The organism is Psychroserpens algicola (assembly GCF_014526325.1).
GTDB lineage: Bacteria > Bacteroidota > Bacteroidia > Flavobacteriales > Flavobacteriaceae > Psychroserpens > Psychroserpens algicola.
Genome location: NZ_JACNMJ010000001.1, coordinates 548,874 through 571,203, shown reverse-complemented (window position 1 = coordinate 571,203; position 22,330 = coordinate 548,874). Strand labels below are relative to the sequence as shown.

General features: G+C 33.9%; 17 protein-coding genes. 11 read left to right on the top strand and 6 right to left on the bottom strand.

Annotation, left to right across the window (positions count from 1 at the left end):
- Positions 1-2: 2 nt before the first annotated feature.
- Both rimK and H7350_RS02320 read right to left on the bottom strand, forming a co-directional pair.
- The gene (rimK, locus tag H7350_RS02325) at positions 3-878 is read right to left on the bottom strand and encodes a 30S ribosomal protein S6--L-glutamate ligase (RefSeq protein WP_204344257.1); all 876 of its coding nucleotides are present in this window, start codon (positions 876-878) and stop codon (positions 3-5) included.
- The gene (locus H7350_RS02320) at positions 875-1,300 is read right to left on the bottom strand and encodes an ATP-dependent zinc protease family protein (protein WP_204344256.1); all 426 of its coding nucleotides are present in this window, start codon (positions 1,298-1,300) and stop codon (positions 875-877) included. Before H7350_RS02320 ends, rimK begins: the two co-directional genes overlap by 4 nt.
- 119 nt (positions 1,301-1,419) lie before the next feature.
- On the opposite strand from H7350_RS02320, the gene uvrC reads away from it, so the two are divergent.
- From uvrC to H7350_RS02270, 10 genes are all read left to right on the top strand, one after another.
- Complete coding sequence (gene uvrC, locus H7350_RS02315; protein WP_204344255.1) at positions 1,420-3,213, top strand: excinuclease ABC subunit UvrC; 1,794 nt, start codon at positions 1,420-1,422, stop codon at positions 3,211-3,213.
- The gene (locus H7350_RS02310; RefSeq protein WP_338105752.1) at positions 3,210-5,447 is read left to right on the top strand and encodes a patatin-like phospholipase family protein; all 2,238 of its coding nucleotides are present in this window, start codon (positions 3,210-3,212) and stop codon (positions 5,445-5,447) included. Before uvrC ends, H7350_RS02310 begins: the two co-directional genes overlap by 4 nt.
- An 804-nt stretch (positions 5,448-6,251) precedes the next feature.
- Positions 6,252-7,409: a homogentisate 1,2-dioxygenase gene (locus tag H7350_RS02305; RefSeq protein ID WP_204344254.1), complete on the top strand. Its 1,158-nt coding sequence runs from the start codon at positions 6,252-6,254 to the stop codon at positions 7,407-7,409.
- Between the two features lie 158 nt (positions 7,410-7,567).
- On the top strand, positions 7,568-8,728 hold the full coding sequence (hppD, locus tag H7350_RS02300) for a 4-hydroxyphenylpyruvate dioxygenase (RefSeq protein ID WP_204344253.1): 1,161 nt from the start codon (positions 7,568-7,570) through the stop codon (positions 8,726-8,728).
- Between the two features lie 185 nt (positions 8,729-8,913).
- Complete coding sequence (locus H7350_RS02295; protein WP_204344252.1) at positions 8,914-9,696, top strand: DUF3108 domain-containing protein; 783 nt, start codon at positions 8,914-8,916, stop codon at positions 9,694-9,696.
- Positions 9,697-9,701: 5 nt separating this feature from the next.
- The gene (locus H7350_RS02290; protein WP_204344251.1) at positions 9,702-10,634 is read left to right on the top strand and encodes a tryptophan 2,3-dioxygenase family protein; all 933 of its coding nucleotides are present in this window, start codon (positions 9,702-9,704) and stop codon (positions 10,632-10,634) included.
- Positions 10,635-10,646: 12 nt separating this feature from the next.
- The gene (locus H7350_RS02285; protein WP_204344250.1) at positions 10,647-11,933 is read left to right on the top strand and encodes a peptidoglycan DD-metalloendopeptidase family protein; all 1,287 of its coding nucleotides are present in this window, start codon (positions 10,647-10,649) and stop codon (positions 11,931-11,933) included.
- A complete protein-coding gene (gene pgi / locus H7350_RS02280) occupies positions 11,933-13,579 on the top strand; it encodes a glucose-6-phosphate isomerase (protein ID WP_204344249.1) in 1,647 nt (548 codons plus the stop codon). Before H7350_RS02285 ends, pgi begins: the two co-directional genes overlap by 1 nt.
- 162 nt (positions 13,580-13,741) lie before the next feature.
- On the top strand, positions 13,742-16,315 hold the full coding sequence (locus tag H7350_RS02275; RefSeq protein WP_204344248.1) for a TonB-dependent receptor: 2,574 nt from the start codon (positions 13,742-13,744) through the stop codon (positions 16,313-16,315).
- 12 nt (positions 16,316-16,327) lie between these two features.
- Positions 16,328-17,980, top strand: a complete 1,653-nt coding sequence (locus H7350_RS02270; RefSeq protein ID WP_204344247.1) for a choice-of-anchor J domain-containing protein — start codon at positions 16,328-16,330, stop codon at positions 17,978-17,980.
- An 87-nt stretch (positions 17,981-18,067) separates the two neighbouring features.
- On the opposite strand, the gene gldD is transcribed toward H7350_RS02270, so the two are convergent.
- From gldD to mutY, 4 genes are all read right to left on the bottom strand, one after another.
- Entirely contained in the window at positions 18,068-18,649 is a 582-nt protein-coding gene (gene gldD, locus H7350_RS02265) for a gliding motility lipoprotein GldD (protein WP_204344246.1), read from the bottom strand.
- Positions 18,649-19,956 carry a gliding motility-associated protein GldE gene (locus H7350_RS02260; protein ID WP_204344245.1) on the bottom strand — a complete coding sequence of 436 codons (1,308 nt, stop codon included), beginning with the start codon at positions 19,954-19,956 and terminating at the stop codon, positions 18,649-18,651. The genes gldD and H7350_RS02260 overlap by 1 nt, the downstream gene beginning before the upstream one ends.
- Positions 19,957-19,981: 25 nt before the next feature.
- Positions 19,982-20,434 (bottom strand): single-stranded DNA-binding protein, encoded by a 453-nt coding sequence (locus H7350_RS02255; protein ID WP_204344244.1) that lies wholly within the window; start codon positions 20,432-20,434, stop codon positions 19,982-19,984.
- 159 nt (positions 20,435-20,593) lie between these two features.
- Positions 20,594-21,634, bottom strand: coding sequence for an A/G-specific adenine glycosylase (mutY, locus tag H7350_RS02250; RefSeq protein WP_204344243.1), 1,041 nt, complete (start codon positions 21,632-21,634; stop codon positions 20,594-20,596).
- A 134-nt stretch (positions 21,635-21,768) separates the two neighbouring features.
- Here mutY and H7350_RS02245 point away from each other — a divergent pair, with 134 nt between their 5' ends.
- Positions 21,769-22,059 carry an HU family DNA-binding protein gene (locus H7350_RS02245; RefSeq protein ID WP_028870804.1) on the top strand — a complete coding sequence of 97 codons (291 nt, stop codon included), beginning with the start codon at positions 21,769-21,771 and terminating at the stop codon, positions 22,057-22,059.
- The last annotated feature ends 271 nt before the right edge of the window (positions 22,060-22,330 follow it).

Here is a 22,330-nt window from a genome sequence, read left to right as displayed (position 1 = left end):
CGTTAGTTTCTATTACGTTCTATAAAAGTAATAATTGCTCGTGCTATATTTTTACCTGTAGCGCCTTCAATGCCTTCTAATCCTGGTGTAGAATTAACTTCTAAAAGCAAAGGGCCTCTTGCAGATTGTAACATATCAACACCACAAACAGGTAGTTTTAAAGCTCTGGAAGCATTCATTGCTAATTTTAATTCGTCAGTATCTAATTTGATAATATTTGCACTTCCGCCACGATGAAGATTAGATCGAAACTCACCTTCTTTACCTTGACGTTTCATAGCACCTACAACTTGTCCGTCGACAACCAAAGCTCTAATGTCTGCACCTTTAGCCTCTTTAATAAACTCCTGAACAATGACTCGTGCCTGTAATCCGTTGAAGGCTTCCAAAACAGATTCGGCAGCATTTTTAGTTTCCGCTAAAACAACTCCTAAACCTTGCGTTCCTTCTAATAGTTTTATGATAACAGGTGTTCCACCTACATGTTCAATAACCTCTTCTACATCACGTGAGTAATTTGTAAACACCGTTTTTGGCATGCCTATACCAGCTTTACTTAAACGTTGTAAACTGCGTAATTTATCCCTAGAGCGTTGTATGGCGTCTGAGGTAACAATTGTAAATACACCCATCATTTCAAACTGTCTCACTACAGCACATCCATAAAAGGTAACCGAAGCACCAATTCTTGGAATAATAGCATCGACATAGTCTAAATATCGGTCTTTATAATAGATGGTAGGCTTCTCCTTTTCGATAATGATATCGCATTTAAGAGGGTCGATAACTTCCATGTCATGACCTCTGCTTTCGCCTTCTTTTACTAATCTTTGTGTAGAGTATAAATGAGGGTTTCTTGATAAAATGACTATATTCATTTGTGCGTATTATTAAAAGAAACGTTTTCTAAGTTAACATCAACTAGAAATTTTTTACTAAGAAATTGTCGTCCTATTAAAACGGGAAATTTCATATCGTCTCTAGTGCTTAAAGTTAAGTTAATCTTATAAGTTTTACCAAAGAATATGACTTCAGATTTTATTTTGTAACGATTTTCTTTAAATCCGTTACTGCTTTTTACATCTGTGAATGTATAATTTTCAAATACAATATTTTCACTTTTAAAGTTTGGATGTCCTTTGCTTTCAAAGGTGCAAATCAATGTATTATCTTTTTCTATAATTTTCGAACAGTGAATTGCTGATGTGTAGGCACCAGTATCTATCTTTACATCAATATGGGTTAAATTCAATTTTGGAAAGTCAATCTTATCAACACGTCCAATAATTTTTTTTGTCATTTAAAGGGTTTAAAAAGTGGCGCAAGGTAAGTATTAGTCGGTTCTAAAAAACATTTTTTCATTTAATTTTTTAACACATATAAAAGCTGTTTTAAATAGTAAATATTAACTTTGGAACAATGCAAAAGCCTGCTCTGGACATACAAATAAAAACCTTGCCTCATCAACCAGGTGTGTATCAGTATTTTGATGAAGATGATAACCTCATTTATGTTGGAAAGGCCAAAGACATCAAAAAAAGAGTAAGTTCATACTTTACCAAAACACACGACAATGGTAAAACCAGAGTATTAGTAAAAAAAATAAGACATATTAAGCACATTGTTGTTGAGACAGAAAATGATGCACTACTCTTAGAAAATAACCTCATTAAGCAATATAAGCCACGTTATAATGTATTGCTTAAAGATGATAAATCATACCCTTGGATATGTTTAAAAAAAGAACGTTTTCCAAGAGTGTTTTCGACGCGACGTGTGTTTAAAGACGGTTCAGAATACTTCGGACCTTATACCAGCATGAAAACGGTACATACCTTACTCGATTTGATTAAAGGACTGTATCAGCTACGCACCTGTAATTTTAATCTTTCTAAAGACAAAGTAGCTGCTGGGAAATATAAAGTGTGTTTAGAATACCATTTGGGAAACTGTAAAGGCCCTTGTGAAGACTTACAAACCGAAGATGATTACAACCAAAATATTGTAGCGATTAGAGAAATTTTAAAAGGAAATTTTAAAGATTCATTATCGCAATTTAAAGCGCAAATGAAGAAGTTGTCTCAAGAGATGAAGTTTGAAGATGCCCAACGTATCAAAGAAAAAATTGAAGTTTTAGAAAATTATCAGGCTAAATCTACCATAGTTAATCCTAAGATTAGTAATGTAGATGTCTTTAGTATAATGAGTGACGAAAGTTATGCATATGTCAACTTTTTGCAATTATCCTACGGAAGTATCATCAGATCACATACATTAGAAATTAAGAAAAAATTAGACGAGACAGATAAAGAATTGTTGGAGTTATCTATAGTCGAAATCAGACAACGTTTTCATTCCAATTCGAAAGAAATCTACGTGCCTTTTAAGGTCAATTTAGGGGATGATGTGAAGATCACTATTCCTAAATTAGGCGATAAAAAACACATCTTGGATTTATCACTTAGAAATGCTAAATATTATCGTATGGAGCGTTTCAAACAGGTTAAAATCATAGATCCAGACCGTCATGCCAACCGAATTATGGCTCAGATGAAAACCGATTTAAGATTGCCTGAAGAGCCTCGACATATCGAATGTTTTGATAATTCTAATATACAAGGTACAAATCCGGTTGCTGCTTGTGTTGTTTTTAAAGATGGAAAACCAAGTAAAAAAGATTACCGACATTTTAACATAAAAACAGTAGAAGGTCCAGACGATTTTGCATCTATGGAAGAAGTCGTATACCGTCGCTATAAGCGTTTGTTGGATGAAAATCAACCGCTGCCTCAATTGATCATAATCGATGGAGGAAAAGGGCAATTATCTTCAGCACTAAAAAGCATAGATGCTTTAAATCTCAGAAATACAATTGCAATTATCGGAATAGCGAAACGTTTAGAAGAATTATTTTATCCAGACGATCCAATTCCTTTATATTTAGATAAAAAAAGTGAAACCCTTAAAATCATTCAGCAGTTACGTAATGAAGCACACCGTTTCGGAATAGAACATCATAGAAACAGACGAAGTAAAAGTGCCTTAACAACAGAATTAGAAACGATTCCCGGAATTGGAGAGCAAACCGTTATCACCTTAATAAAAAAATTTAAGTCGGTTAAGCGTATTTCCGAAGCAAAAAAAGAAGATTTAGAAGCTGTTGTTGGTTTATCTAGAGCTCAAAAAATAATCGATTATTACAGTAAAAAGTGAAATATTTTATCCTCATCATATTACTCATTTGTGTGATGCTTCCTTCGGAAGCACAAACGAAAACTGATATAGATGAACCTAAAGTTGGTTTAGTCTTGAGTGGTGGTGGAGCAAAAGGGTTTGCTCATATTGGAGTTTTAAAAGTTGTAGATAGCTTAGGAATTAAAATAGATTATATCGCTGGAACAAGCATGGGAGCTATAGTAGGTTCTTTATATGCTTCTGGGTATTCTGGTAATCAATTGGATTCTATTTTTAGAAGTTTAGATTTTGATAAGGTGATTAATGATAATTTACCGCGTTCGGCCAAAACATTTTATGAGCGCGATAACACCGAAAAGTATGCTATTGCACTTCCTTTTAATAAGTTTAAGCTCAAGTTGCCCTCAGCTTTATCTCGTGGTCAAAATGTATTTAACTTATTATCTAAACTGACACTTCACGTGAGTGAAATAAGTGATTTTGATAAGCTTCCCATACCGTTTTTTTGTATAGCAACTAATGTGGAAACAGGAGAGCAAGTAATGTTAGACTCCGGAAATTTACCTTTATGCATTACGGCAAGTGGTGCTTTTCCTTCTTTGTTTCAGCCCGTAAATATCAATAACAACCTGTTAATTGATGGAGGAGTAGTAAATAATTACCCAATAGATGAACTTAGGAAAAAAGGCATAGATATTATAATTGGTGTTGATGTTCAAGATGGTTTGGCAACTAGGGAGGAAATGACATCGGCTCCTGATGTACTGCTTCAAATTAATAATTTCAGAACGATCAATGATATGAAATTGAAGTCGAAAAAGACCGATATTTATATCAAACCAGATATAAAAGATTTTTCGGTAGTTTCATTTAAAGAAGGTAAAAAAATTATTGAAAACGGAAAATTAGCCGCCTTAAAACGATGTGATGAGTTGTCAAAACTTCCAAAACTTAAACCACGTAATTATAGGTCTGAATTAGATTTAATCAGTAAAGATAGTATTGTGATCAACACAATTAATATTGAAGGTAATCAGCGGTATACCAGATCATATGTGCTTGGTAAACTCAAATTGAAAGGAAGCGAAAAGGTGAGTTACAACGACTTTAATACTGGAGTAAATAATTTAATTGCAACAAATAATTTTGACTCGTTTATATATGATTTCAAAAAATCAAAGGATCAAGAGGGTTATGATTTAAGTACTAAAGTTCAAGAAAATATGACAACTACATTTCTAAAATTTGGACTTCATTATGATGATTTATACAAAAGTGCATTACTTGTAAATCTCACTAAAAAACGTCTGCTTTTTAAAAATGATATTGCATCCTTAGATGTTATTTTAGGTGATAATGTGCGATATAACTTTGACTATTTAATTGACAAGGGTTTTTATTGGAGTGTTGGATTACGATCACGATATAATCAGTTTGAAAAGGGTGTTAATAGTGAGGTGATACTTAATGACGCTGAAATTAATGCAATAGGTGTTAATCAGCTCGATGTTAAATTAAAGGATCAAACCAATCAGTTTTATCTCGAAACTTTGTTTAGAAAAGACTTTGCGCTAAGCTTAGGTGCAGAGCACAAGCGATTGACAATTAAATCAAAAACCATTACTGTCAATACTACTACAGATGAATTTCTTTTTGAACATACCGATTACTTTAGTGCTTTTGGTACATTAAAACTGGATACTTACGATGACAAATATTACCCATCATCAGGTTTTTATTTCAGTGGAGATTTTCATTCGTATATCTATGCTTCTAAATTCAACAAGAATTTTGATCAGTTTTCAATTGCTAAAGCAGATATTGGCTATGCGTTTAGTTTGTCAGATAAACTAAGTTTTAACCTTGAAACTAGTGGAGGGTTTAAAATCGGCGATAAGTCTACAACAACTTTAGATTTTGCTTTAGGCGGTTATGGAAATAACTTCATCAATAATTTTGTTCCATTTTTGGGCTATGATTTTGTAACCTTAACAGGTAATAGTTATGTGAAAGCTTATGCCAGTGCAGACTATGAGATTTTTGATAAGCATCACATTACTTTAGAAACTAACTGGGCAAATGTTGACGATGATATTTTCGAATCGGGAGAATGGTTTACACTTCCCGATTATAGAGGTTATGGATTAGGGTATGGGATTGAAACGTTTTTAGGGCCAGTACAAGCGAAATTCGCATACTCACCAGAACAACGAGAAAGCATCTGGTATTTTAATATTGGATTCTGGTTTTAAGCCTTTATAAAAGCAGACAGTTTATTAGAATTTTAACGATTGAATAGTTGCTACTAATCCAATTGAAATTATAATCGTTAGAAACAAGAATAGTGTTTCAAATTTTATCTTATCTCTATTCTGGTTTTTTATGGCATTGCTTAAATAACTTATACGTTTAGTAAAAGCTAATGCAAATAAAGGCGCTAGAAGATAATACATCATAATTATTATTATTAGAAAAATACAGATAACCCCTAGGAGTTATCTGTATTTAAGGATTTTAGATATTTAACAACGTACCACAGAAAAAATAAAAACCAAAAAATTTGTGTTGATAGTTTATATTTTGAAGGAGTTATGCTTTCAGGACTAACAATATCCATGATAAAATAATACCCAAGAATACAGATGCCACAAAAACACCAAATAAAGATATACACTGAGTTAGGTAATTTCAACTCCAAACCCAATAAGTTAATTTTAAACATCATAATTAATTGTTTAGTTACTTAAAAATAAGTGATTTATGTCGAAATGACAAAAACATGCTGAATTTATATTACATCTTAATTATCAGGTTTTTAAGGACTAAAAGCAGGATTTATTTACAGTTACAGCGAATAGCAGCAACTTTGGTTTTAAAATATTATTAATTTTCCCGATATTTGAATCATGTCAAATCTCATCTTTAAAGATTTATTAAGCCACCTCCATTTTCTTATCAAGAGAAATCCTGAATAAGCTAGCATTTTTTGTATCTTTAAAACACTTTAATTTATACCTCAAAACGTATAAACAGATCAACTTTTAAATATTAAAAAGATGCCTTTTTATCATAAATTAGGAAAAATTCCACCCAAACGACATACACAATTTCGAAAAGAAGATGGCAGCCTTTATGCCGAACAATTATTCGGCACCATAGGTTTCGACGGGATGTCAACCAATAGCTATCACGAGCAGCGGCCAACTCAGGTTAAAGCCATTAAAAAACAATACAGTGTTGCACCTAAAATTGCAAAAGCAAATCATATTCAATCTTATCGCTTTAGAGGGTTTCAAGTAAAACCAGAACTTGATTATTTAGAAAGTAGAAAAGCGGTACTAACCAACAGCGATTGTACAATTATTTTAGCAGCTCCTCAACAGTCAACAACCGATTATTTCTATAAAAACTCTGATGCCGATGAACTTATTTTTGTTCATAAAGGATCAGGAAAGCTTAGAACTCAACTCGGAAACCTAGACTTTAAGTATGGCGATTATTTAGTCATTCCGCGCGGGATTATTTATAAAATGGATTTCGATACCGAAGACAACAGACTCTTCATTGTAGAGTCTCGCCGACCAATTTACACGCCAAAACGCTATAGAAACTGGTTCGGTCAATTGTTAGAACATTCGCCATTTTGTGAACGCGATTTACGTCAGCCTCAAGAATTAGAAACCCATAACGAGTCTGGCGAATTTCTTATGAAAGTTAAAAAACAAGACGATATATTCGAAATGATTTACGCATCACATCCCTTTGATGTTGTAGGATATGACGGTTACAATTATCCTTACGCGTTTTCAATTCATGATTTCGAACCTATAACAGGTCGAATTCACCAGCCGCCACCAGTGCATCAAACCTTTGAAACCGATGCATTTGTAGTTTGCAGTTTTGTACCGCGTTTATACGATTACCATCCCGATAGTATTCCGGCGCCATACAATCACAGTAATATCGATAGTGATGAGGTGCTCTACTATGTCGATGGCGATTTTATGAGCAGAAATGATATCGATGCTGGCCATATCAGCTTACATCCTGCAGGAATTCCGCATGGTCCGCATCCAGGTGCAACCGAACGTAGTATCGGACAAGTTAAAACCGACGAACTGGCTGTGATGGTCGATACATTCAAACCATTACAAATCACAGAAGAGGCTTTGAAAATTGCAGATGAAGCGTATTTTAAATCCTGGTTAGAATAAATTTTCGAGTAGTATTAGAAGCTATTTCCTGCTTTCAGCTGTATCTTTTTTGAGAAAAACAAAAAAGGATGCCGCTTCAATCAGGGCTAAAAACAAACACAAAACATTCGTTAGCAGGCAAAATGCATTAACGAACAAACACATAAATAAGTACAATCATGGCAAAAGAAGTAAAAAGTGTCAATTACGGATTAGAGAAAATTTTTGAAGAAGCTCAAGATTTCTTACCACTATTAGGAACAGATTATGTCGAATTTTATGTCGGAAACGCAAAACAATCGGCACATTTTTATAAAACAGCATTCGGCTTTCAATCCTATGCCTATAAAGGCTTAGAAACAGGTTCAAAGGATTCTGTAAGTTATGTTTTAAAACAAGATAAAATACGATTGGTGCTCACAACGCCATTAAACAGTAAATCTCCTATCAACGATCATATTGTAAAGCATGGCGATGGCGTAAAAGTGGTTGCGCTATGGGTGGATGATGCCAGAAAATCCTATGAAGAAACCACCAAGCGTGGTGCAAAATCTTATATGGAACCAAAAGTCGAAACCGATGAATTTGGAGAAGTCGTTAGAGCCGGAATTTATACTTATGGTGAAACAGTGCATATGTTTGTAGAACGCAAAAATTATAAAGGCACATTTTTACCAGGATTTAAACCATGGGAATCTGATTACAACCCAGAACCTGTGGGCTTAAAATATATCGATCATATGGTTGGTAATGTAGGTTGGGGACAAATGAATACCTGGGTAAAATGGTATGAAGATGTGATGGGCTTTGTTAATTTCTTGTCTTTTGACGATAAACAAATCCATACCGAGTATTCTGCATTAATGAGTAAAGTGATGAGTAATGGTAACGGACGCATAAAATTCCCAATCAACGAACCCGCAAAAGCAGCTAAAAAATCCCAAATCGAAGAATATTTAGATTTTTATGAAGACTCAGGGGTACAGCACATAGCAGTAGCAACCGATGATATTATTAAAACAGTAGCGCAATTAAAAGCGAGAGGTGTCGAATTTTTACCTCCACCACCTCAAGCGTATTATGACGATATTCCTAACCGATTGGGTTCTCACATGGATATGATGAAAGAAGATATCAAAGAGCTTCAAAAACTATCTATTCTTGTCGATGCCGATGAAGAAGGCTATTTGCTTCAAATTTTCACCAAACCTGTAGAAGACAGACCAACATTGTTCTTTGAAATTATTCAAAGAATGGGAGCACAAGGATTTGGAGCAGGTAATTTTAAGGCCTTGTTCGAATCTATTGAAAGAGAACAGGCTAAAAGAGGAACCTTATAATTTCAATTTAAATACTAAAAACTCCATCGCAACTCGATGGAGTTTTTTATAAAATCTAACACAACTATAACACCTTTATTTATAAAGGTTTCAATAAAATTTATATTTTTGGAATAGTAATTGTATTTCTCCCTACTGAACAATAAAATGAAACGCTAAAAGTTTCATTTATAATAATTACGACAATGAAAAAAGTACTACTTATAATTGGTGTATTATTTTGTATGCAAGCCTCTTTTGCCCAGGAGAAAAGCGCATTTCAAGATGGTGAATGGTTTAAATTTAGAATGAGCTACAGCGGGTTTCTCAAAGCTGGAAATGCTACGCTTTCTGTTAATGAAACAAAATTAGACGGAAAACCAGTATATCATGTAGTAGGTAAAGGTTGGACTACAGGAGCTATAAAGTGGTTTTTTAAAGTTAAAGATAGATATGAAAGCTATTTTGATAAGGAAACAGGAATGCCTTATAAATTTATCAGAAAGATAGATGAAGGCGGTCATACAAAAGACATCGAAATTAAATTTGACCAACAAAAAAAAGAAGCTTTAGTTGAAAACAAAAAGTATAAAACAAAAAAGACCATTGCTACAGAACAAGATGTACAAGACATGGTGTCTGCGTTTTATTATTTAAGAAATAATTACAATACAAATGATATCAAAGTTGGTGATATCGTATCGCTTAATATGTTTTTTGATGAAGAAAACTATAATTTCAAGCTTAAATATTTAGGTAGAGAAACCATAGATACAGATCTTGGTGGTAAAATGAAAACATTAAAGTTCAGACCTTATGTAATGGCTGGACGCGTATTTAAAGAGCAGGAGAGTTTAACCTTATGGGTAAGCGCAGATGATAATAAAATTCCATTGAAAATAAAGGCCGATTTAGCCGTAGGTTCATTGCGAGCAGACCTCGAAGCGTTTAAAGGATTAAAGCATCCTATACAAGTAGAATTTGACTAACTAACATGAGTGAACCACAACAATTTGACGATATAATAAAACAACTTCAGGAGAAGTATACTTCAATAGACCAAGATACAGACGATCACCTATATGGCTTGCTTTACAGCAAGCCTATTACATATTGGGACTATATACAAACTGACGCACTGCTTAATCTACAAATACAGCGTACAACGCTTCCAGATGAAATGGTGTTTATAGCTTACCATCAAATTAATGAACTTATTTTTAAAATGATTTTATGGGAGATTCAACAAGTCGCCGAAAAAGAAGACTTGAATGTTCAATTTTTCGAAAATAAAATCATGCGTATAAGTCGTTATTTTGATATGCTTACAACCTCATTCAATATCATGAGAGAAGGTATGGAAATTGAACAATACATGAAATTCCGATATACCTTGACTCCTGCCAGCGGATTTCAAAGTGCGCAATATAGAATGATTGAATTTGCGTCAACTGAACTTATAAACCTTATCGACTTTAGATTTAGAAAAACTATTGATAGAAATACGCCTTTTGAACACGCTTTTGAACACTTGTACTGGCAAGCTGCCGGAAAAGACTACAAAACAGGTAAAAAATCTACCTTGTTAGTTAACTTTGAAAAGCGTTACAAAGGTGATTTTATTCGCTTTATGCAAACTTATAATACTAAAAATCTCTGGTCACGTTTTAAAGAATTACCTAAAAAAGATCAACAAGATGAAGATTTGGTAAAAGCAATGAGACACTTTGATTATACGGTCAATATCACTTGGGTTATGGCGCATTATAATGCAGCAAGACATTATATCGAAAGTGGTACAGGTGATGGTGAAGCTACAGGTGGTAGCGACTGGAAAAAATATATGCACCCAAAATACCAAAAACGCATATTTTTTCCTGAACTTTGGAGCAAAGAAGAACTTGAAAATTGGGGAGAAAACATATAACTTATTAACTTAATGCAATCAAAATACTTAGTAATAGCACTATTCATCTGTATGGGTTTTATGTCATGCAAAGAAGACGAAAAGCCAGATGTAACACCTTTAGAAACTTATGTAGAGCCAGAACCTGATAAAGAGTTTGGCTTTGTTCTTGAAGACTATATAGTAAAACGAGATACCATCAAAGCAGGTGATAGTTTTGGTGAAATACTAGAGCGTAACAACATTGGCTACCCTAAGATTTTTAACATTGCCGAAAAAACGAAAGACAGTTTTGATATTACAAAACTTAAAGCAGGTAAGCCGTATACCTTATTATGTGCTAAAGATTCTCTTCAAACTCCCGAATGTTTTATTTACCAGCCTAATAGTATTGATTATGTCGTCATAAAAATGACCGATTCTATTAAAGCTTACACAGGGAAAAAGCCGATAACTATTGTGCAGAAAGAAGCTTCAGGTATCGTGATGAATAGTTTGTCTGAAACAATGGAGTCTCAAGGATTACCATATCAGCTTATTAATGATATGAGCGATATTTATGCTTGGACTATAGATTTTTTCAGACTTCAAAAAGGTGATCGTTTTAAAATTGTCTATAAACAACGATTTATTGAAGATACCATTTACGCTGGAATAGAAAGCATCGAGGCTGCTTATTTTGAGCATAAAAGCGAACCATTTTATGCATTTAATTTTCAGGTTGATAGTACTAAGAATATTTCCGATTATTTTGATGAAAACACTAAAAGTTTAAGACGTACATTTTTAAAAGCACCAGTACAATTTAGCCGAATTTCGTCACGATATAATCTCAATCGACGTATCAAATATTACGGTTATAAACTGAGACCACACAGAGGAACCGATTTTGCTGCTCCAATAGGTACAGAAATTCTTGCAACTGCCAATGGAACAGTAACCGAGTCAACCAGACGTGGTGGAAATGGGAAATATGTAAAGATTAAACATAACGGAACCTACAGTACCCAATACCTTCATATGAAAGCCCAAAATGTCAAAAAAGGAGATTTTGTCAAACAAGGAGATGTCATTGGTTGGGTAGGAATGACAGGAAACACAGGAGGTCCGCACGTGTGTTATCGCTTCTGGAAAAATGGAAAACAAGTAGATCCTTTTAAAGAAAAATTGCCTGCAGCCGAATCTATTCCAGATTCGCTTAAATCAAAGTACACCGAATTTATTAAACCTTTAAAATCTCAGCTGGATCATATTCAATTTGAAGACAATACCATTGAATTACCAATCGAAGAGGAGACACTAACATCAAAAATACACTAATGGCTCTAAAAACCATCAATCCGACAACAACCAAAGCTTGGCAAAAATTAAAAGCGCATTTCAAAACAATTGAACATAAGCACCTTAAAGAATTATTTGCCGAGCATACAAATCGAGCACATGAAATGTCTATTTCTTGGGACGATTTCTTCGTAGATTATTCAAAACATCGAATTTCTAAAGAAACGCTTGATTTGTTAATTGAGCTGGCAAATGAAGTCGATTTAAAAGACGCCATGTCAAAGTATTTTGGAGGTGAGGTTATAAATCAAACCGAAGGTCGTGAAGTATTGCATACGGCATTAAGAAATCCAGAAAATGCTGAGGTTCTTGTTGAAGGCAACAATGTAATGTCCGAAATTTTTGAAGTCAAACATAAAATTAAAGACTTTGCCAACGACATCATTAATGGAAACATAAAAGGCCATACAAATAAACCATTTACAGATATTGTAAATATCGGAATTGGTGGCTCAGATTTAGGACCAGCAATGGTTGTAGATGCATTGTCGTTTTACAAAAACCACTTAAAAACACATTTTGTAAGTAATGTAGATGGCGATCATGTCAATGAAGTTATTAAACATTTAAATCCGGAAACGACACTATTTGTAATTGTTTCAAAAACATTTACAACTCAAGAAACATTGTCCAATGCCAATACAATTAGACAATGGTTTTTAAATCATGCGCCTAAAGATGCAGTATCTAAACATTTCGTGGCTGTATCTACTAATATTGAAAAGGTCAAAGCATTCGGAATTGATGAACATAATATTTTCCCAATGTGGAATTGGGTTGGCGGACGTTTTTCTCTTTGGAGCGCGGTAGGACTATCCATAAGCCTTGCCGTTGGTTTTGAGAATTTCGATACACTTCTTCTAGGAGCACATAAAATGGATACCCATTTTAAAACTGAAGATTTTGATAAAAATATTCCTGTAATTACTGCGCTATTAAGTGTTTGGTATAATAATTTCTTTAACGCTGAAAGTGAAGCCGTTATTCCGTATTCGCAATATTTAAATCAGTTTGCAACCTATTTGCAACAAGGGATAATGGAAAGTAATGGTAAAAGTATAGACCGAAATGGTGATGCTGTAGATTATCAAACAGGAACGATTATTTGGGGAGAACCAGGAACAAACTCACAACATGCATTTTTTCAGCTAATTCATCAAGGAACTAAATTGATTCCTGCCGAATTTATCGGATTTTCAAAATCACTTCACGGGAATCAGGACCATCAAGACAAGCTTATGTCTAACTTTTTTGCTCAAACAGATGCTTTGATGAATGGGAAGTCTAAAGAGGCCGTTTTAGAAGAATTAAATGCACAAGATCTTTCCGAAGAAAAACGAAACGAATTAGCACCATTTAAGGTGTTTAAAGGAAATAAACCAACAACAACGATTCTTGTCGATAAACTAACTCCTGAAAGTTTAGGTAAACTCATCGCGATGTATGAACACAAAATTTTTGTTCAAGGAATTGTATGGAACATTTTTAGTTATGACCAATTTGGTGTAGAATTAGGAAAACAACTTGCAAATTCAATTTTAAAAGAGTTGCAAGATGATAATGTTATCAACAATCATGATGGTTCGACTAAAAACCTAATTAAACACTATAAAAGCCTGCGTTAGAGTTGTTGAAGAATTGTTTAGCTGAAAGCGTCTAAACACAAAATTTTAAGAAAATTTTAAGTAATTTTGAATGTTAATAATTCTTAACATTAAGGTAATATAGTATCGCCAGTTCAAGCGTATTTTTGCCGAAAATTAAAACTCTTAAATAATTCTTAAACAATGAAAAAATTTTCAAAATGTTTATTGGTATTTGTTGTATTTTGCTGTACTACACTTGCCTTTTCACAAAGCACAATTACTGGTAAAGTTGTCGGTTCAGATTTCAATGAGCCATTACCAGGTGCGAATGTTGTTGAAAAAGGGACATCAAATGGTATTAACACCGATTTTGATGGAAATTTCACCCTTAAAACACAAGCTTCTTCTGGAGAAATCGTGATTACCTTCGTTGGGTACACTTCTAAAACTATTCCATTTTCTGCAACGCAGGACTTAGGAACTATTGTATTAGAATCTAGTGAAGTTGGTTTACAAGAAGTTCAAATTATTGCTTCTGTTGCAGTTGATAGAAAAACACCTGTTGCTGTATCTACAGTAAGAGCTGCTGACATTCAATTGAAATTAGGAACTCAAGAATTTCCTGAAGTATTAAAATCTACGCCTGGTGTGTATGCTACTAAATCTGGTGGTGGTTTTGGTGATGGACGTATTAACTTACGTGGATTCAACTCTGAAAACGTTGCTGTAATGATTAATGGTGTACCAGTAAACGATATGGAAAATGGTCGTGTATTTTGGAGTAACTGGGCAGGATTAGGTGATGTAACAAGTTCTATGCAAGTACAAAGAGGTCTTGGTGCTGCTAGAGTTGCTGTGCCTTCTGTTGGTGGTACAATTAACATCTTAACTAAAACAACCGATGCTGAAGAGGGTGGAAACATCATGACTACTTTAGGTAACGATGGTTATACTAAATTTGGTGTGACGTACTCTACAGGATTAATGGATAATGGTTTTGCTGCTACAGTTTCAGCTGCTAAAACAGATGGTGACGGATATGTTAGAGGAACACAGTTTAATGCGGTATCTTATTTTGTTAACGTATCTAAAGAAATCAATGACCAACACAAATTATCATTTACAGCTTTTGGAGCAAAACAACGTCACGGTCAAAGACAAAACAGACATTTAATTGATACCTACAGACGTAGTGAAGATGGGATCAAGTATAACTCAGATTGGGGATATAAAAATGGACAAGTAACATTTATAGAAGATAACTTCTATCACAAACCTCAAATATCATTAAATCACTATTGGGATCTTAATGACAAAACAAGTATTTCAACTGCTGCTTATGTATCGTTTGGATCTGGTGGTGGAGGTGGAACTCTTGGAAGTGATGCTGAGACACCAGGATTTGAAGGTGATGCAAGATTTAAATTTACAAGCCCAGATTACCGTATTGGAGAGTTTGGTCCTTTAGATTTTGACCGTATTGTTGAAGAAAACATTGCTCATGGAGCTAATGGTTCTAGTGCTGCATTAAGAGCATCACGTAATGACCATAACTGGTATGGAGTGTTATCAACTTTAAAATCAGATTTGTCTGATGACTTAGTACTTTTAGCTGGTTTAGATTACAGAAACTATAAAGGAATTCACTTTAGAGAAGTGACCGATTTATTAGGTGGTCAGTTTATCATAAATGAAGATAATGTAAATAATCCAACAGGAATCTCTAGAGTAGGTGATAAAGTATCTTACTATAACGATGGTCTTGTAGGATGGCTAGGTGCTTTTGCTCAATTAGAGTATGATGTAAATGAAAAGTTTAACACATTTATTTCTTTAAATGCCTCAAACACGTCTTACAAAAGAGTTGATTATTTCCAATATACTCCAGACGATCCTTTAAGAGAAACAGATCGTTATAACTTCTTTGGTTTTGGAGCTAAAGGTGGTGCAAACTACAGACTTACAGATAAGCATAATGTATTCGTTAACTTAGGGTATTTTGAAAAAGCAGCAGATTTTGATGCGGTTTTCCCTAACTTTAATAACGAAGAAATTAATGAGAATGCTGAAAACCAGAAAATCTTAAGTTTTGAATTAGGTTACGGATTTAGAGGTGATAAATTATCTGCTAATGTAAACTTATACAGAACTGCATGGAGAGATAGAACAGAAACAATTCCATTTCAATTAAGTGAAGATGAAACAGGATTTGCTAACATTTTAGGTGTAAACGCAATCCACCAAGGTATCGAAGTTGATTTTGTCTATAAAGCGACAGATAGATTAGATATCACAGGTATGGTTTCTTTAGGAGACTGGAGATGGGAAGAAGATGTAACTGGTGTTGAAATTTTAAATGAAGAACAAGAAGTCGTTGATACGGTAGATTTATTTATCGAAGATACACCTGTTGGTGATGCTGCTCAAACAACAATGGCACTCGGACTTAACTATAAATTTGGTGCTAAAACAAGATTGAGTGTTGATTACAACTACTTTGATCGTTTATATGCTGATTTCGATCCTAGTGATAGAGGTACAGAAGGTGCTCCTGATCCTTGGGAAGTTCCTGCTTATGGCGTTTTTGATGCAGCAATTACTCACGGATTCTCATTTGGAGAGTTTGATGCTTCATTAACCGCTAGAATGAACAATGTGTTTAATACCCATTATATTGCAGATGCATTAGATGGTACAGGATCAAATGCAGAGACAGCATTAGTATACTATGGTTTTGGTAGAACATTTAGTGTTGGAGCAAAACTTAAATTTTAAAAAAATAGAACAATGAAAAGAATAGTTTATGTATTAGCCTTTTTAGGCGCAATTTTCACAGGATGTGATCCTGTTGAAGATATTAATAATGATCTTGCTAATCAGGATAATCCAGTTATTGGAGATGTAGAGTATACATTAACTGATGATGATTATGACGAGTTAGAATTAGATTTCGGAAACTTTAGCTCTGATGAAGATGCTAGAATTGCTATACCAGGTTTACTAGCCGACAGATACCCTTTCTTTGGAGATGGTTCTTCTGCTCTGGTAACGTATAACTTATTTGTAGGATCTGCAGAAGGTGTAAGTGATTACACAGGTGCCGATACTTATGAATTTACAAATGCTGATTATGCTACAACAGGAAGTGATGCTTTTGGATTCTATCCAAATGTTGATCCAACTGAAGAGATTCCAGCTGTATTAAGTGCTCAAATTGCAGCACCAACAGAAGGACAAATCGTTCTTGTGGAGTATGACCAGTATGTAGCAACTCCTGAAATTGGTTTAGCTAACTTATATAGCGCTGAGTTCCCTGCAGATTACGATAGTTTTGAATCTATAGATGTTTCTGGACCTGCCGATTTAGGATGGACAGTTGGTTCATCTAATGTTCAAGGTTCTGGTTTTACTACAATGCCTAATGCTGTCGAAGAATGGTTAGTTTCTCCTGAAATTGACCTAACAGGTCAGTCTGATTTATTATTACAGATTACTCAGGAAATCGACTTCTTAGGTGATGATACTTTAATCGATATTTTAGTATCTACAGACTATACAACTGGAGGAGATATCATGGCTGCAACTTGGGAGGCTTTTGCTTTTGATAAAACGATCTACGGAAATTTAACAACTTCAGAAGATTTTGATTTTTCAGATTATGATGACGAAACAATTCATATTGCACTTAAGTATAGTTCTACAGATTCAGATTCTCCAAGATGGAGAGTGCAGGATTTAGCTGTAAGAGCTATTGGTGTTTCTGGCGAAACAGATGCTAAAGGTGAGTATTTCGTATACGAAGGTGGTGAATGGGAAGCTGCTGAAGGTGTTTACTATTTAAGTACTTCTGATTACGATTCAATGGGTGAAGGTTCTGGACAACCAGGTGCTTTCAATAACTTTAGTAGTGGTACACCAGCTGATAACTACTTACCAACATTTTTAGAACTTAACTATCCTTTTGCTCAGGAAGAAGATGAAATCTTTGTGATTTACAAGTACTTCTCAAGTAACAGCGGATTAGGAACAAGAGGTAACTTATACACGTATACTAACGGAGAATGGATAGGTCATGAAAGTGTTATTGAAACTTCTTTACAGTTTGGATTAGAAAATGGTATTTGGGTACCAGATAATACGATTAGATATACCTTAGAAGGTTCTGATTATAGTTTAGCCGCAGCTGCATTAATTGATGAGCCAGGTTTTGAAGCTGCAGCAGGTAACCTTGATAACTTTGGTAACTTCAATAGAACTGGAGGAAGCACAAACTGGAGTGACGAGATGATGATCACTGCTTTAGGTTTAATTTTAGACAATTTAGATCCAGGAGCAGCTGAAGAGCAAAAGTATATTGTTACTGTTGATGTTTATATCGGAAGTAACGCTACAGAAGATTTCAGCCTAATCAAAATGGGTGGAGAATGGGTTGCTAACTAATTGAGTTAATCATTTTCACTAGAATATTAAAAAAGCCTTGACAAATTTGTCAAGGCTTTTTTTAGTATTAATACAAAATGCATATCGTTATTTTTTCCACGCTATTGTTTCCATAATATGCTTGATATCGTTTTTAAGATATACTGCAGCTGGATATATCGAATCATAATTGGGTTTCGCATAAAAGTATAAAGAACCACTTAAAAAGTGATTGATGCTATCTGTTACATAAAATTGAGATTGAGATGCAGCATTGCCACCAACCTCATAAAACATCCCATACACATTTTGACTAGGATTTTCATATATGATACTTTCAATCTCATCGGCTTTTATCGTATGCTTTTGAGTTAAATTTTGAGCGTCTCTCAGTAAGGTGTCAAGATTTGTAGCATTGACTTTTTTGTAAGTGAGATAGATGGTGCCCTTCATTTTAGGATAATTGATATCAACACCATACGTATTGTTAATACCATCTAATTTGATGTTTGAAATTTTATCGGCATTGCTATTCTTTTCAAAAGTGAAAGGTAAGCGTACATCTACTTTGGAGTATTCTGGTTTTTGATACTCTAGCCTCAACATGGCTTTAGGCTTAGGTAATGGGTCGTTACCACAAGAAAAACAAGCAACAGCCAGTAGTGGAATAATAATTTTTTTTAAGGTCATTAGTCTAAAATAGTAAACTTAATCTGTTTAATACGTTTTTTGTCAATTGCTTCTATAGTGAAAACGTAATTTTTGAAATTTATTTTACTGTGACGTCTTGGGAAAATACCAGAAATCTCTAAAACAAACCCAGCAATGGTTTCAGCTTCACCTTTGTATTCTTCAAAAGTTGCTTCATCATTAAATTTCAAAATCTTATAGAAATCTTTTAAAGTAGTCTTACCTTCAAACGAATAATTTTTATCATCAATTTTGGTGTATATAACATCATCGTCATCAAATTCGTCACTGATATCACCTACAATTTCTTCAATAACATCTTCTAAGGATACAACTCCACAGGTGCCACCATATTCATCGACAACAACAGCTAAATGGACTTTTTTCTCTTGGAATTCGACCATAAGGTCATCCAGTTTTTTATTCTCAGGTACAAAAAACGGTTCGCGAAGTAATGTGGTCCACTCAAACTCTTTACGCTCTATGTGTGGTAGTAAGTCTTTGATATATAAAATACCAGTAACATTGTCAATGCTATCTTTATAAACTGGGATTCTAGAATATCCATTTTTAATGACTTCAGGAATTATATCAATATACGGCGTGTCTTCATTAAGCGCAAAAATATCCATTCTAGGACGCATCACTTGCTTGGTGTCTGTATTTCCAAAGGAAACAATACCTTGTAATATTTTATGCTCTTCAACAGTAGTGTCTCCATCGGTAGTTAATTCTAAGGCTTGTGAAAGTTGATCAACACTAAGATTAGATTTTTGCTTACCTAACTTGTTATGAATCGTTAGAGTAACATGTCGCATTGGTAAGCTTATGGGTGAAAAAATCACATCTAAAACCTGTAAAGGAATGGCCATAAATGTTGAAAATTTAACACGATTTCTACTCGCATAAATCTTAGGGACGATTTCTCCGAAGAGTAAAATTAAGAAGGTGATGACAACGACCTCTAAAATAAATCTCATCCAGGTGACCTCAATGTTTTTAAACATGGTTTCTCCTAAATAGGAGAACAAAATAACAATCCCGATATTGATAAAATTATTAGCAACAAGGATTGTAGCCAATAGTTTTTTTGGACGCGAGAGAAGCTTTGAAATAATATTAAATTTTTTTGGATTCTCTTCTAAACCTGCGTCAATGTCAGATTTGATTAGTGAGAAAAATGCAACTTCAGCACCAGAAATTAATGCAGAAAACAATAGTAAAATAAAAAGTAAAATAAGTCCAGAAACGAATGATACGTTTACCGAAAGCATTGTGATTATTAAACTCGTGGGTTCAGGATCCAAGGTAAATAATTTAAGTTTAGTTTATTTAAAACGGAAGATCATCGTTATCTTCAGTTAAAGGTTCAGAAACAGGATTTGCAGCAGGTTTTTGAGCCGCTTGCTGAGGGTTTGAAGATGGCGAATTTCCACCTTGACTCTCATTTTTAGTTGTTAAAAATGTAAAATCAGTACACTGAATCTCGGTAGAATAACGGTCTGCACCTTTATCGTCCTGCCATTTTCTGGTTTTGAGGCGTCCTTCAATATAGACTTTATCACCTTTAGATAAGTACTTTTCACAAATTTCGGCTGCTTTGTTGCGAACCACAATATTGTGCCATTCGGTATTGGTGACACGTTCATTAGTTTGCTTGTTGGTATAAGTTTCATTCGTTGCTAACGGAAATCGTCCAACACAGTTTCCACCATCAAAATAATGCATCTTAACTTCATCTCCCAAATGCCCAATAAGCATCACTTTATTTAATGTTCCTGACATATTTCATTTTAATTTAGACTGCAAAATTAAACATTTTGAAATCAATAAGTTGGTTAATAAAAGTATAAAAAAAATATGAAAGCCCATAATTAGCTTTAACTAGTTATAAAGCAATAAAAACAGTATGTTTTAAGTTGCTAAAATTTTGAAAGCACTGCGTCAAAAGTTAAAAGAATCTATGAAATTACCTATCAATATAGGTGTAGGATACGTTTTTAGTTTTGAAATAGGAATACCTTTTTCAGGAAGTTGTTTCACTTCAATAATCCAAAATTTTGTGTATAAGTGCTGGTGCGATAGTTTATGAATTATCGTTTCAGTATTGTAAAGACTATATGAAAAGTCAATAGTGTCAAAAAACCGACTAACTAAAGGATGGGTTTTAAAGTCTTCAGACAAAATTGCATCTTCACTTTCTATCAAAGGGAACTGATACAGATTTTGCCAAATTCCTTTTTCAGAACGTTTTTCAAAGAGTGTTCTTTGATCTTCGGAAATGAATACTAAAAAATTGAAATGTTTGTTTGTGACTTTAGTTTTTTTAAGTTTAACAGGAAGTTGATCAACACGATGTTGTTGAAGTGCCTCGCAACTGTTTTTTAAAGGGCATACAGTACAATCTGGATTTTTAGGTTTGCACTGTGTAGCACCAAATTCCATAACTGCCTGATTATAATCTCCAGGGTTTTTAGTATCCAGTAAGGTCGTTGCTAAAGTTTTAAACGTTTTAATGCCCTTAGTACTATTAATAGGAGTGTCTATCCCAAAATATCTGGAAAGTACTCTGTAAACATTGCCGTCAACAACAGCCGTAGGTGCATTAAAACAAATTGAAGCAATAGCACTGGCAGTATAATCACCAACACCTTTTAATTTTAGTAAGTCGGAGTAAGTTGTAGGGAAGTGGCCGTTTAATTCGTGAGCTATGTATTTGGCTGAAGCATGTAAATTTCGAGCACGAGAATAATAACCGAGACCTTGCCAGAGTTTCAAAACATCTTGTTCATTTGCCTGAGCCAAATCAAAAACCGTTGGGTAATTGGTAACAAAAGCTTCATAATATGGTAATCCTTGTTTAATTTGAGTTTGCTGCATAATTATTTCAGACAACCAAATGTAATAGGGATTTTTAGTATTTCGCCAAGGCAAACTCCTCTTATTTACTGAATACCAATGTGTTAAAATTTTCGTAAAATTCATTTAAAAGAATAAATATTTGCAAAAATAAATCTTTACTAGGTTAAATTTTAATTAATTACGCTTGAAATATTGAAATTAAATTACCTATATTTGCATCCCTTATAATTAATAGATAACCCTAAAAATTAATAACAATGACAAAAGCTGATATAGTAGCTAAAATTTCTGACAAATTAGGAATTGAGAAAGGAGATGTTCAAGCAACAGTTGAAACATTCATGGAAGAAGTAAAATCTTCATTAGAAGGAGGAGATAACGTGTACCTTAGAGGTTTCGGAAGTTTTATCGTAAAGACAAGAGCTGAAAAAACTGGACGTAATATTTCAAAAAACACAACAATTAAGATACCAGCACACAATATTCCTGCATTTAAACCTGCAAAAGTATTTGTAGAAGGTGTTAAGACCAATGTTGAGGTCAACTAAAACATTAAAACAAACATTAATTTAAAAAAGACTTATTTATGCCAAGTGGTAAAAAAAGAAAAAGACACAAGGTAGCGACGCATAAGCGTAAAAAACGTAGACGCGCTAATCGTCACAAAAAGAAATAAATTGAGAAAGTAGTTTTTTAACTACTTTTTCAATTTATAAAAACAACGTTCTTTGATATAAAATTCATGAGTTTCATTGCGTTTTACCTACGTGGTGCATGAGTTTGCTGGATTAAATATCCTGTGTCAAAATAAAATCCATC